The 12,654-nt window shown below is 72.2% G+C and carries 10 protein-coding genes; 6 read left to right on the top strand and 4 right to left on the bottom strand.

The window, feature by feature from the left end:
* On the top strand, positions 1 to 211 hold a 211-nt coding region (locus tag ACNFOC_RS40745; protein WP_416964062.1), incomplete at its 5' end, for a hypothetical protein.
* Positions 212 to 373: 162 nt separating this feature from the next.
* Positions 374 to 3,454 (top strand): AfsR/SARP family transcriptional regulator, encoded by a 3,081-nt coding sequence (locus ACNFOC_RS40740; protein ID WP_416964061.1) that lies wholly within the window; start codon positions 374 to 376, stop codon positions 3,452 to 3,454.
* A 21-nt stretch (positions 3,455 to 3,475) separates the two neighbouring features.
* Here the strand turns inward: ACNFOC_RS40740 and ACNFOC_RS40735 are convergent, their stop codons facing one another.
* From ACNFOC_RS40735 to ACNFOC_RS40720, 4 genes are all read right to left on the bottom strand, one after another.
* The gene (locus tag ACNFOC_RS40735; protein ID WP_416964060.1) at positions 3,476 to 3,622 is read right to left on the bottom strand and encodes a hypothetical protein; all 147 of its coding nucleotides are present in this window, start codon (positions 3,620 to 3,622) and stop codon (positions 3,476 to 3,478) included.
* Between the two features lie 110 nt (positions 3,623 to 3,732).
* Complete coding sequence (locus ACNFOC_RS40730) at positions 3,733 to 5,031, bottom strand: cytochrome P450 (RefSeq protein WP_416964059.1); 1,299 nt, start codon at positions 5,029 to 5,031, stop codon at positions 3,733 to 3,735.
* 13 nt (positions 5,032 to 5,044) lie between these two features.
* Positions 5,045 to 5,857, bottom strand: coding sequence for a thioesterase II family protein (locus ACNFOC_RS40725; protein WP_416964058.1), 813 nt, complete (start codon positions 5,855 to 5,857; stop codon positions 5,045 to 5,047).
* Between the two features lie 14 nt (positions 5,858 to 5,871).
* The gene (locus ACNFOC_RS40720) at positions 5,872 to 7,695 is read right to left on the bottom strand and encodes a non-ribosomal peptide synthetase (protein WP_416964057.1); all 1,824 of its coding nucleotides are present in this window, start codon (positions 7,693 to 7,695) and stop codon (positions 5,872 to 5,874) included.
* A gap of 187 nt (positions 7,696 to 7,882) precedes the next feature.
* Here ACNFOC_RS40720 and ACNFOC_RS40715 point away from each other — a divergent pair, with 187 nt between their 5' ends.
* From ACNFOC_RS40715 to ACNFOC_RS40700, 4 genes are read left to right on the top strand one after another with little or no spacing between them, the layout of a single operon-like run.
* Positions 7,883 to 8,944 (top strand): pyridoxal-phosphate dependent enzyme, encoded by a 1,062-nt coding sequence (locus ACNFOC_RS40715; RefSeq protein ID WP_416964056.1) that lies wholly within the window; start codon positions 7,883 to 7,885, stop codon positions 8,942 to 8,944.
* A complete protein-coding gene (locus ACNFOC_RS40710; RefSeq protein ID WP_416964055.1) occupies positions 8,941 to 10,143 on the top strand; it encodes an ATP-grasp domain-containing protein in 1,203 nt (400 codons plus the stop codon). The genes ACNFOC_RS40715 and ACNFOC_RS40710 overlap by 4 nt, the downstream gene beginning before the upstream one ends.
* The gene (locus ACNFOC_RS40705; protein WP_416964054.1) at positions 10,140 to 11,345 is read left to right on the top strand and encodes an MFS transporter; all 1,206 of its coding nucleotides are present in this window, start codon (positions 10,140 to 10,142) and stop codon (positions 11,343 to 11,345) included. Before ACNFOC_RS40710 ends, ACNFOC_RS40705 begins: the two co-directional genes overlap by 4 nt.
* Positions 11,338 to 12,546 carry an ATP-grasp domain-containing protein gene (locus ACNFOC_RS40700; protein WP_416964053.1) on the top strand — a complete coding sequence of 403 codons (1,209 nt, stop codon included), beginning with the start codon at positions 11,338 to 11,340 and terminating at the stop codon, positions 12,544 to 12,546. Before ACNFOC_RS40705 ends, ACNFOC_RS40700 begins: the two co-directional genes overlap by 8 nt.
* Positions 12,547 to 12,654 lie beyond the last annotated feature (108 nt).

Below are 12,654 nucleotides of genomic sequence, written 5' to 3'. Positions count from 1 at the left end.
CGGCCCGCGCGGCGCTCGACGCCCAACTGCTGCGCCGCGCCTCGGTGTGACCGCGCGGCAGGCGGCGAGTGACGACCTCCTCCTCGCGGTAGCCCACGTCAACGGTGCGGGTCGCCCTCGGTCGGAGATGGCGCCGATGATCGGCTGGGCGAAGAGCGTGACGATCGACGAGGTGGGCAGTCTTGACCATTACGTGTCCATCCGGACGTAACGGAAACCGGGATGTAACGCGGTCCACCGGCTCGTTACCGGCGTGAGATCATTTCTGTTTTTTTGACGTTCCGTGAACGGGTGACAGCTTAAAATCACCACGCGTAGATTTCGATGATCATGCACACGATCATGCGGAAAGCGGAGCCGAGGGGGACGCAGAGTGGACGACGGTGTGCGTGGGGAGGCGAGATTCGCGATCCTGGGGCCGCTGGAGGTCAGGGCCGGAGAGGTCCGGCTGCGACTCGGCGGGCCCATCCAGGCGCGGGTGCTGACCACCCTGCTGCTCGACCCGTGCCGGATGGTGCCGGTGTCGCGGCTGGTGGAGGCCGCGTGGGACGACGAGCCGCCGGCGACCGCGGCGCACCAGGTGCGCAAGGCGATCGCCGATCTGCGGCAGCGCATCCCGGACGGGCCTTCGATGATCGTCACCGACGGTCCGGGATACCGGGTGGACGTCGCCCGGGAGCAACTCGACCTGAGCCTGTTCTCCGACCGGTTGCGCGAGGCACGGGACGCGCTGGAGGCGGGCCACCCCGCCGAGGCCGTCGAGCTGCTGCGCACCGCCCTCGTGCTGTGGCGCGGCCCCGTGCTGCCCGGAGGCGGCGGGTCGGTGATCGCCGCGGCCTCCGTCGTGCTGGAGGAGCGCCGGCTGGCCGCCGTCGAGCAGCTGATGGAGCTGCGGCTGACGCTGGGCGAGAGCCGGGAGCTCATCGGCGATCTGCGCGAGCTCGTCGCCGAACATCCGTTGGGAGAATCGTTTCGCGGGCAGTTGATGCTCGCCCTGTACCGCTCGGGGCGGCAGGCCGAGGCACTGGCCGAGTACGCCAGGGCCAGAGAACTGCTCGTCGAGGAACTGGGCATCGAACCCGGCCCCCAGCTGACCCGGCTGCACGAGGCCATTCTCCGGGACAGCCCCGAACTGGCCGTGCCGGACGTGGTGCCGGCGGAACCCGCGGCCGTACCGGCGGCGACCGCGAAGCCCGCGGCGGCCGGTGAACCCGAGCCCGAGGTGGCGGCGGCCCCGTGCACCCTGCCGCACGACCTCACGGACTTCGCCGGGCGCGACCGGGAGCTGACCCGGCTGCTCGAGTACGCCGTGCCGCCGCAGGACGGGGCCGTGCGGATCGTGGCCGTCGACGGCATGGGAGGCAGCGGCAAGACCGCGCTCGTCGTCCGGGGCGCGCACCGGCTGGCCGACCGGTACCCGGACGGACAGCTCTTCGTCGACCTGCGCGGATTCACCCCGGGCGAGCAGCCGGTGCGGCCCGGCACGGTGATCGGCACGCTGCTGCGCACCCTGGGCGTGGCGGGGGAGCGGATCCCCGACGACCTCGACGGCCGGGTCGCCCTGTGGCGGGCCACACTGGCCAACCGTCGGGTGCTCCTGGTGCTGGACAACGCGGCGGACGCCGCGCAGATCCGCCCGCTGCTGCCCTCGCACCCGGGTTCCCTGGGCCTGCTCACCAGCCGTACCCGCATGATCGGTCTCGACGGGGCCGAGTGGATGTCCATCGGGACGATGTCGCCCTCGGACAGCCTCGCGCTGATCACCGGCGCGCTGGGCGAGGAGCGGGTGCTCGGTGAGCCGGAGGCGGCGGCGGAGCTGGCGGCCCTGTGCGGGAACCTGCCGCTCGCCCTGCGGATCGCGACGGCCCGGTTGCGCAACCGGCCGCTGTGGACCCTGGGCCATCTCGTGGGCCGGCTCGGGGACGAGACCCGCCGGCTCGACGAGCTGAAGTCCGGTGACCGCAGCGTCGAGGCCACCCTGCGGATGTCGTACCACGGACTGGACGCGAGGCAGCGCGAGGCGTTCCGGCTGCTCGGGCTGCACCCGGGCGCCGAGACCGACACCGAATCGGCGGCCGCCCTGCTCGACACCGGGGCGCCCGAGGCCGAGGAGGTGCTGGAGCATCTGCTGGACATGCACCTGGTCGAGCAGCACGAGATCGGCCGGTACACCTTCCACGACCTGGTGCGCAGCTTCGCGCAGCGGCTCCGCGAGGAGGAGGGCGCCGACACCGGACAGGAGCGGGCCGCCTTCGGGAGACTGCTCGACCACTACCTGGCGGTGACGGACCAGGCGTGCGGGATCCTCTATCCGGGGCGTGTGCCCGTCGGTGCCGCCGCGCACGGGAGCACCGGCGACGCGCGCGGTACGGCGCTGGCCGAGCCGCCGTCGGGCCGTCAGGTCGCCGAGGCGGAGTCGTTCTTCGAGCGGGAGCACGGCGCGCTGCTCTCGGCCGTCGCGCGCGCCGAGCGGCTGGGCTTCCTCGACCAGACCGTGCACCTGTCCCGGAACCTGGTCTTCCATCTCAACTCGCGCAGCTATCTGGAGGAGTACCGGCAGGCGGCGACGATCGCGGTGGCCGCGGCCCGCGGGCTCGGGAATCCCGGGCTGCTCCGGGTGAGCCTGTCGAATCTGGGCTCCGCGTGGTGGCGGCTGGGCCGGTTCAGGGACGGGATCCCGGTGGCGGAAGAGGCGTTGGGCGTTGCGAAGGACCACGGGGACCGCAACGGCGAGGCGGTCTGCCTCAGCCTGCTGGGCCTGCTGCACAGCTGCCTCGGTCATTTCCCCGAGGCGCAGGGCTATCTGGAACAGGCGGTCGAACGGCGTCATGACATGGCCGACGGCAGACAGGGCGCGTACGCCTGGTGCAGCCTGAGCACGGTGTACACCTGGCTCGGCCGGTACCAGGAGGCCGTGGTGGCCGCCGAGCACGCGGTGCAGCTCAGCCGGGAACTCGGCGCCCGCGCCGAGGAGATCACGGCGCTGACCGATCTGACGGCGGCACTGCTCGGCGCCGGGGAGCACCCGGCCGCGCTCGCCGTGGTGGAACGCGCCCTGGAACTCGGCGACGAGGTGCGGATGCCGGAGGAGTACGCGCACGCGCTGGCGCTCGCCGCGGACGTGAGCCAGTGGCTCGGTGCCGCCGGCGAGTCGGTCGGGTACGCGGAACGGGCCCTGCACCTGATCCGCTCCAAGGGGACCGCGACCCGGCAGGCGACCGTCCAGAACATCCTCGGGCGGGTGCACTGCCGGAGAGGCGAGTTCGAGCAGGCCCTGGAACTGCACCGCAGCGCGCGGTTCCATGCCGGGGCCATCGAGTACCGGATCGAGGTGGCCCACGCCGTCGAGGGGATGGCCGAGGCCCTCGACGGCATGGGCGACGTACGGGAGGCGGCCGCGCACCGGCTCGGCGCGAACGAGCTCTACGCCGGGATGACCGGCGTACGCCGGTGAGCGGGGCCGCCTCCGGCCGGGTCAGGAGCCGGTGCTGCCCGGGCCGGTGCCGTTGGCCAGGACGGAGTGGCCGGTGGCGGGGGCGGACACCTCGTGCGTGAGGGCTCCGATTCCCGAGGCGAGGGCGATGGTGAGGATTCCGGCGAGTACGGCCAGTTTGCTGCGCATTCCGTGCACCTTTGTTTCTGCGAGTCCGGTGGGTGTGTGTGCGGGTGCGAGGACGGGCGTGTTCCGGATGAGGTGCGCCGGCGCTTCCCTGCTTCGCGTAGTCGGAATGCTCACCGCAGCCCTTCCCGCCCCGTTCCCGGACCGGTACCGGCGGGAACGGCATGTGCCGAGGTCAAACGGATGGGAAGGGTCCGCAAGCCGTTGACCACGATCGACTCCAGTCGCCCGGCCGGGCCGTCCGGTACCGCTCGGTCCACCCGCGCGAAGAACTCCCGCAGGACGGCCCGGATCTCCAGCCGTGCCAGCTGGGTGCCCACGCAGTAGTGCGGGCCCGCGCCCAGCGCCAGATGCCGGTTCGGGGACCGCCGGATGTCGAAGCTGTCGGGGTCGGGGAAATGCGCCGGGTCGCGGCTGGCCGCCGTCAGCCAGCACACGACGAGATCGCCCCGCCGGATCCGCTCGCCGCCGAGCTCCACGTCCCGGGTCGCCCGCCGCACGATGTGTGTGGCGCTCGACGTCCAGCGCAGGATCTCGTCGATCGCGGACTCCACCACCCCGTCGAAATCCCGGCGCAGCAGCTCGAACTGGTCCGGGTGGTCCAGGAGCGCCAGCATCCCGCCCGACATGGCGAGCCGGACGTTCTCCGTGCCGCCCACCAGCAGGTTGTCGCAGTTGAGCACCACCTCGTCGAGCGGGAGCGGTTCGCCTTCGTAGCGCACCCCGGCCAGCACGCTGACCAGGTCCTCGCCGGGATCGGCCCGGCGGCGCTCCACCAGATCGCCGAAGTAGTCCAGGATCTCCAGGTGGGCCAGGCTGCGCTCCTCCGCCGTGGCGGCGCAGAAGGCGTCCGTCGACCACTCGATGATCAGCGGCCGGTCCTCGTCCGGAATGCCGAGGAACGCGCAGACGACCTCCACCGGCAGTTGCGCGGCGACCTCGGTCACGAAGTCGAACCGGCCCTTTCGTACGGCCGCCTCGACGATCCGCCGCGCCGAGGCGTCCAGGGCGGACTGCAACTGCCGCAGGTTCCTGGGCGCGAACCAGCCGGCGACGGCTCCGCGCAGCACGCGGTGGCGGGGTGGGTCGGACAGCGCCAGGGTGCGGTTGCCGCCGGGGTCCTCGCCCTGGGACAGCGGGCGCAGCAGGATGCCGGACGAGGAACTGAACGCGTCGGCGTCCCTGAGCACCTCCTTGATCTCGTCGTGCCGGGTCAGCGACCAGAAGCCGGGGAAGACGCCGGGCTCGTGCCACAGCACGGGAGCGGCCTGGCGCATCCGCCGCCACAGCTCGAAGGGGTTGCCGTGCCGGTAGGTCCGCCCGTCGACGAGCCGGCCGGCCTCGCGGCGCAGTTCGGCGAGGTCCTGTAGATCCCCCGGATGCCCGGTCGGGCCCGTGTGGGTGTACGGCATGCTGCATTCCCCCTCAGGAAGTCCATGTGGAACGGGAGCCGAGACTCCCGGCGCAGGCCAGTTCGGCGGCGATCAGCCCGACGGGCGGATCCGAACGCAGGTAGAAGTGCCCGCCCGGCTTCACCACCTGGACGAACTCGCCCTCCGCGTGGTCCCGCCACCGCCCGGCCCGCGACCGGATCTCGGGGATGTCGTGCTCGCCGACCACGCTGACCAGCCGGGCGCCGGTGCGCTTCCCGGTGTGTTCCCGGTACCCGGACACGAGCCTGAGATCGTCCTTGACGTACTCCAGGAGGAGCCCGAGCAGCTCCTCGTCCTCCCGGAGTTCCGCGCTCAGCGGTTCGTACCGTTCGAGGTACGCCAGTACGTCGGCGTCCTTCTCGTAGGGGACCGGTGGCCGCAGCGCGGGCGACGCCGCCGAGGACAGCACCAGGGTGGGCGTGGGCACACCGGCCTCGCGCAGCAGGCGGTCCACCTCGAAGGCGACGTACGCGCCCATGCTGTGCCCGAACAGCAGGGAGTACCGCTCGTCGCCGGTCAGGATCTCCTCCGTCACCGCGCGGGCGAGGGCGGACAGGCTCTCGGGCGCGGGCTCCGCGAACCGGTCCTCGCGCCCGGGGTACTGCACGGCGTGCACCCGGGCGGCGGGCAGCAGTCGCTGCCACGACCGGAAGAACGAGGCACAGCCGCCGGCGTGCGGGAAGCAGAGCACGGAGCCGGAGCCGGAGCCGGCATCGGCATCGGTATCGGCATGGGTATCGGCATGGGTATCGGCATGGGTGGGGCCGCTGGGTAGGGGCCTGCTGGGTCTGATGTACGCGGACATGGGAACCCCGTCGCTCAGAGCCGCGACAACAGATCCACCTGCTGGGGGATCGTGCCGCAGCGATAGACGTTCTTGACCCCGACCGGGCGGCCGGCCAGTTCGCCCAGTGCCCGGGAGAGTCTGATCACGGTCAGTGAGTTGCCGCCGAGCGAGAAGAACGTGTCCTGTTCGGAAGAGGCCACCGGTACGCCGAGGACCTTCTCCCAGACGCGGGCGATGTGGTCGGCGAGGGCGCCGTCCTCCGGCGGCCGGGCGGCCTGCTCCGGTGTCCGTTCCCGTTCCCGTTCTCGCTCCCGCTCCCGTTCCCGTTCCGCGGGCGGGGCCGTGGAAGCCAGCAGCGCGGCCCGGTCGGTCTTGTCGTGGGCGGTGCGCGGCAGGGCCGCGGTGAAGACGATCCGGTCGGGGACCACGGCGGTGCCGAGTTCCGTCTCCAGGAAGCCGCGGATCGAGGCGGCGGCCGGTTCGGCGCCGGGTTCCGCGACGACGAAGGCGTGGCAGACGGCGTTCTCCGCGTCGTACGCCACCGCGGCGGCCCGGACGTCGGGGTGCGCCGTCAGCGCCTCCTCCAGCGTCTCCAGGTGCACGCGCACGCCGCGGATCTTCACCTCGTTGTCCAGCCGCCCGACGAACTCCAGGCCGTCCTCGTCCGACCAGCGGCCGAGATCACCGGTGAGGTAGGCGCGTACGGGCGGACCGGCCGTGGTCCCGGCGGGCAGGTCGACGAACTTCGCCGCCGTCTGCCGTTCGTCGCCGACGTAGCCCCGGGCGACCCCGGGGCCGCAGACGGCGATCTGCCCCACCGCGCCGGCCGGTACCGGCCGCAGCCGGTCGTCGAGCAGGCGCAGCGAGGTGCCGGGGATCGGGAAGCCGATGCCGGTCGGGCCGGGCTTCTCGTAGATCCGGGCGGTGGACCAGACGGTGCACTCGGTGGGGCCGTACTCGTTGCTGAGGGCCACGCCGGGCAGCAGCGCGAAGTGCTGGTCGACGACGCTCTGCGGCAGCGCCTCGCCGGCGCTGGTCACCAGCCGCAGCGAGGCCGCCTCCGCCGTGTGCCGCTCGTCCTCGCGGAGCGTGTGCAGCAGCTCCGTGTGGAAGCCGGGGACGGTCAGGGTGTGGGTGACCCGGTGCCGTGCGATCAGGCCGAGGACGGCCTGGGGGACGCGCCGTTCGTCCTCGCCGGCGACGACGAGGGTGCCGCCGGCCGCGAGGGTGCCCCAGAGCCCGGCCATCGAGGAGTCGAAGTGGAACGGGGACAGCAGCAGGAAGACCGGGGTGCCGAAGCCGTCGTACAGCGCGAGCCGGGCGGCGTTGGAGTGCGCCAGGTTCCGCGGGGAGACGGAGACGCCCTTCGGCCGGCCGCTGCTGCCGGAGGTGAACAGGACGTACGCCTCCGCGTCCGGCGGGTACGGCGCGGCCGGGGCCGGGGCGGGCCCCGCGGGCTCGGCCGGCCACTCGCGCGGGTCGACGACCACCGACAGTCCCGCGGTGCGCCGGATGTGCTCGGCGGTGCGGTGCGGCGCCGCCGGATCGAGGAAGACGAACGAGCGTCCGGACAGCCAGATGCCCAGGGCGTGGACGGCGGCTCCCACCGTCCGGTGCGAGACGACGCCGATTCTGCGGGAGGCCGCGCACTTCTCGTCCGCGGCGATCGCGCGCGCGACGGCGGCGGCCCCGGCCGCCAGTTCGCCGTAGCTGACTCGCTCATCGCCGCAGATCACCGCTGTGCGCTCCGGATGGCGGCGGGCGTGTTCCAGCACGGCCTCGGAGACGAGCGGCACGGGTTCGGGCAGGCGGGGTCCTGGTATCGCGCCGGATGCCCCGGCTTCGGATGTCGTCATGCCGGTGATCCTCGGCAGGGCCATTCCGGGAACCCTCCCGGCCCGGTCCCGAAACACTCCGGGATCCGAACGGGAACGCGCCGGGACCGGGCCGGTAGGGCGCCGGGACCCGCCTCCCCTAGACCTCTTCGTAGGTCGTCGTCCGCACGGTGTCGACGCGGGGGCAGCAGAAGGGCAGGAGAGCGCGTTGTACAGATCATTCGCCGAGAAACTGGCGGAACCCGACCTCATAGACCTGGGGAACGGCATCCATGTGCTGCGGTTCGAGGTCATGAAGGTCACCTCGGTCCGCGCCGCGGTCAGGGACCTGCTGGACCGTGAGGTCGTCCGCCCGGGGCAGACCGTCGTGGACAGCTCCAGCGGTATCTACGGGCACGCGCTCGCGCTGGTCTGCCGTGAGTTCGGCCTGAAGTGCCACATCTTCGCCTCCGTGGCGGTCGACGCGGCCATCCGCACCCAGCTCAAGTACCTCGGGGCCACCTACACCCAGGTGCCCTCATCCGGCGACGACGGCCTCCAGCACGACCAGGAGACCCGGGTCCGGCTGGTCCACACGTACCTGAAGGAGAACCCGGACGCGTACTGGATGCAGCAGTACCACGACGACGTCCACTACATCGGCTACGAGAGCGTCGCGAACACCCTGGTCAAGGAGTTGGGGTCGGCGGGGGTCACGCTGGTCGGCGGGGTCGGCACCGGAGCGTCGACCAGCGCGATGAGCCGCTATCTGCGGGCGTCGAGCAACGACGTCCGGGTGGCCGGGATCCAGCCCTTCGGCAGCCGCTCCTTCGGCTCCGAGGCCATACCGCTGGACGGCTTCATCATCGCCGGGATCGGCAGCGGGATCCGCTTCGCCAACATCGACTACACCGCCTACGACGACATCCACTGGATCAACTTCGATGTCTCCGCGGCCGGTTGCCGTCATCTGCTGTCCACCACCGGCGTCTTCGCCGGGCTCTCCGCGGGCGCCGGATGGCAGGTCGCCCGGCACATCCGCCGGCAGGAGCCGGACGGCGGCCCCGTCGTCTTCCTCGCGGCCGACCCCGGACACCGCTATGTCGACCGGGTCTTCCCGCCCGACGGCCCGCTCGTCCAGGACCCCGAGTACCGGCCCCGGACCATTTCCGACCTGTCCCGGATGACGGGCCCCTGGTCCACGATGCACTGGGCCCGCAGGCCGTACGACGTCCGGGACGATCTGCCGGTCGTCCCGGTCGGCCAGAGCTCCCCGAGGAACGCCGCATGAGCCGGATCGCCGTCATCAACTACGGCCCCCAGCACGACTACGCGGCCATGCTTCCCGAAGTGGCGGACCGGCTCCACGTGTTCAGCCACAACGAGCTGAAGAACACCGAGGGCCTCGCACGCTACGAGTACGTACCGGACTGCGAGTTCGTCCCGTACCCGGAACTGACGATCCGCCGGCTCGCCGCCGAGCAGCCGTTCACCCACCTCGTCACGGACAACGAGTACGACCTGGAGCGCGCCGCCCGGATCCGCGCGGACCTGGGCATCCCGGGCCAGTCGGCGGCGAGCGCCCTGTCCTTCCGGGACAAGGCGGTGATGAAGCGGGTCGCCGGCGCCGCCGTGCGCGTCCCGCGCTTCGCCCGCCTGGAGACGTTCACCGACCTCACCGGGTTCATCGGGGAGAACGGCTTCCCGGTGGTCGTCAAACCGGTGAAGCAGGGTGGCTCGCGCGACATCGTCGTCCTGCGCGACGAGGACGACCTGACCGCGTTCAGCCGCCGGCACTGGCGGGACGACCTGCTGGCCGAGGAGTTCGTCGAGGGCCGGATGTGCCACGTCGACGCGGTGCTGGCCCCCGGCTACCGGTTCGTGGCCGCCTCCCGCTATCTCCGCAGCTGCCTCGGGGTCTTCTCCGGGGAGAACAACGGCTCGGTGCAACTGCGCCCCGGTGATCCGCTCGCCCGGCGCCTGGAGGAGTTCCTCGACCGGGTGCTGGCGGCCTTCGACACACCGGAGGCCGGCGCCTACCACCTGGAGGTGTTCCACACCCCGGACGACGAATTGGTGCTCTGCGAGATCGCCTCCCGGGTCGGCGGCAACCGCATTCCCGCGCTCACCCGCGCCACCTACGGCGTCGACCTCCACTCCGCCTGGCTGCGCCACTCGGTCGGACTTCCCGTCGAGACGCCGCCCGCCGGCCCGCCCGCCGAGGTGCACGGCTCGGTCTCCGTGCTGCCACAGGGCCGGCCGGTCCGCGCTCCGGAACGGCCGCCTTTCGCCTGGGTGCGGGAGTACCAGGTCAACGAGGGGCTCGCGCCCGGCGCCGTGGCCCAGAACAGCACCTCGCACCTGTGCTTCGTGATCGTCGCCGGCGCCGACGCGGAGCAGGTGGAGGAACGGCTGCTGGAGACCGAGGCCTGGCTGATGGCCAACCTGGAGCACCTGGACGACGACGGCCCGGGGGACGAGGCGTCATGAACACCTGGCGCCGGATGTCGCCGGCCGGACGCGTCCTGCTCACGACCGTGCTCCTCACCGGCCTGACGACGTTCATGTTCCTGCCGCTGCTGGCGCTGGAGTTCACCGCACAGGGCGTACCGGCCGCCCGAACCGGATTCCTCGTCGGACTGCTCGCCTTCTGCGGCCAGGGTTTCTCGCTGGTGTCCGGGCTGATCGTGGACAGGTTCGGCACCCGGTCGGTGCTGACGGCGGGCTTCACCCTGCGTATCGGGGGATATCTGCTGCTGGGCGTCGGTCTCGGCGTGGGCGGCCCCGACGGTACCCGGCTCGTGCCGCTCGTCGCCGGCATCGCGGCGATCGGCGTCGGCGGCTCGCTGCTCGGCCTGTCCGTCAAGACCCTGCTGGTCGGCGAGGACGGCGTCGAACCCCGCGAGATGCTCGCGCTGCGTTCGACCTTCGTGAACATCGGTGTGGTGGCCGGGCCCGCGCTGGGCGCGCTCGTGTACCCGCTGGGCTTCGGCTGGATCCTGGGCGCCTGCGTGCTCTCCCACCTGCTGCTCGGCATACGGCTGACCGTGCGCCCGGTGCGGCGGGCATCGCCAGGACCGCGGACCCCGGGGAAGGACACGGCGGCCCGCGCGGCCGGTGCCGGCTGGGGGCTGTGGCAGTGGCTGCCGCTGTGTCTGCTCGGCGTCGCGTACTGGGCGATCTACAGCCAGCTCAACGTCGTCATGCCCATCACCGCCGAGCGGACGACCGGGAGCACGGCCGCGATCTCGGTCGTCTTCATCGTCAACGGCGCACTGGTGGTGCTGTGTCAGTACACCCTGTTGCGCCACGTGTTCCGCCGGGCCGAGGCACGGACCCTCCTGCTCGCCGGCTTCCTGGCCTTCGCCCTCGCCTACGCCGTGTTCATCCCGCTCACCGGCTGGTTCTCGCTGTTCGTGTTCGTCCTGCCGGTCACCTTCGCGGAGATGCTGATCTCGCCCAGCCTGGACGAGCAGGCGGTCAGGGCGAGTTCGCCGCTCCGTACCGGACTCGCCCTCGGCACGATGAGCGCCGTCGGCGCGGTCGGCAGCCTGCTCGGTTCCAGCATGGGCGGCTATCTGCTCCAGTCCCTCAGCGGCGGCAGCGGCATCTGGCTGGTGCTCGTCGCCCTCTCCCTCTGCGCGGCGCTGACCAGTCTCCTCCTACCGAAAGCGCGGGCCCAGCATGGCTGACGCACCGGACACCGACCTCCGCACCCCGACGGCGGTCCTGCTCAATCCCCGGGACCGGGTCATCGACGCGGCCGTGCAGCTCGGCTGCGCGATGGTGGTCGTCGGCGACCCCACCGCACCCCTGCCGGACAACGCGCCCGGCGAGCCGCTGCGCAGCGCCTGGATCGAGGATCCCGGTGAACTCGTCGAACTCCTGCGGGAGTTGGACCTGCCCGCGCCCGTCAGCTGTTTCGGCTTCGGTGAACTCGGCTGCGCGGCGGCCGCGGTGGTCAACGAGCGGCTCGGCTGGCCCGGCAACCCTCCCGGTGCGCTGGCCGCCTTCAAGGACAAGGCGCGGCTGCGGGCCGTGGTCGGCGACCGGGCCGGGGCGCCGGTCGCCCACGCCCTGTGCACCGGCAGGGAGCAGATCCTGCCCGCGACCGAACGGATCGGCTTCCCGTGTGTGGTCAAGCCGGTGGACGGCACGGGCAGTTCGGGCGTGCGGTACCTGGCGGACCGCGCGGAGGCCGAGGCCTTCGTGACCGGCTCGGCGGAGTTCACCACGCCCCACCTGGTCGAGGAGTTCCTGGCCGGCACCGAGTACTCCGTCGAGGCGGTCACCTCGCCCGAGGGTCACCGCGTCCTGGCCGTCACCGAGAAGGCGACCACGGGCGCCCCGCACTTCGTGGAGACCGGGCACACCCTGCCCGTGACGCTCGCCCCGGCGGCCGAGGAGTCGATCGCCGAGCTGGTCACCGCCGTGCTGGACGCCGTGGACTACCGCTACGGGCCCTCGCACACCGAGGTCATGCTGACCGCCGCCGGACCCCGGCTCATCGAGTCGCACGGGCGGCCCGGCGGCGACCGCATCAGCGACATGCTGGACCTGGCCCTCGGCGAGGACGTCTTCGCCCAGATGATCGCCGCCGTCCTCGGCCTCGAACCGCTCCCGGCCGGCCCCCGCAGAAGGGTCGCCGGCATCCGGTACGTCACCTTCGACCGCATGGTCCCGCTGCACGGCATCAGCACCGAGCTCGTCGCCTCGCTGCCCGGCGTCGCGGAGGTGCACATCAGCGTGCCCGCGGGCGTGATCCCGCCGGAGGTCCGCAGGTCGGGCGACCGGCACGCGTTCGTGGTCGGCACCGGAGACACCCGCGAGGAGCTGGAGAACAACCTCGCCCGAGCGGTCCGGACCCTCACGGCGGGATCGAAGCCCGCATGACCGCCCGGAGCCCACGCTTCCGACACGGCCCCGTGTCCCCGGTAGTCCCACAGACGGTTCATGGATTGTGGAACCTCGAACGCCGGTGCTGCCGGGGCCAGGTGCGCG

It is taken from the genome of Streptomyces colwelliae (assembly GCF_048158785.1).
Classification (GTDB): Bacteria; Actinomycetota; Actinomycetes; order Streptomycetales; family Streptomycetaceae; genus Streptomyces.
The sequence above is the reverse complement of the archived record's forward strand: the minus strand, read 5'-3'. Positions and strand labels throughout refer to the sequence as shown.

What these genes read in the sequence shown, in the direction of transcription:
- ACNFOC_RS40720 (WP_416964057.1), bottom strand. Translation starts at nt 7,695, where the DNA reads ATGACGACATCCGAAGCCGGGGCATCCGGCGCGATACCAGGACCCCGC.
- ACNFOC_RS40730 (WP_416964059.1), bottom strand. Translation starts at nt 5,031, where the DNA reads ATGCCGTACACCCACACGGGCCCGACCGGGCATCCGGGGGATCTACAG.
- ACNFOC_RS40705 (WP_416964054.1), top strand. Translation starts at nt 10,140, where the DNA reads ATGAACACCTGGCGCCGGATGTCGCCGGCCGGACGCGTCCTGCTCACG.
- ACNFOC_RS40710 (WP_416964055.1), top strand. Translation starts at nt 8,941, where the DNA reads ATGAGCCGGATCGCCGTCATCAACTACGGCCCCCAGCACGACTACGCG.
- ACNFOC_RS40725 (WP_416964058.1), bottom strand. Translation starts at nt 5,857, where the DNA reads ATGTCCGCGTACATCAGACCCAGCAGGCCCCTACCCAGCGGCCCCACC.
- ACNFOC_RS40735 (WP_416964060.1), bottom strand. Translation starts at nt 3,622, where the DNA reads ATGCGCAGCAAACTGGCCGTACTCGCCGGAATCCTCACCATCGCCCTC.
- ACNFOC_RS40700 (WP_416964053.1), top strand. Translation starts at nt 11,338, where the DNA reads ATGGCTGACGCACCGGACACCGACCTCCGCACCCCGACGGCGGTCCTG.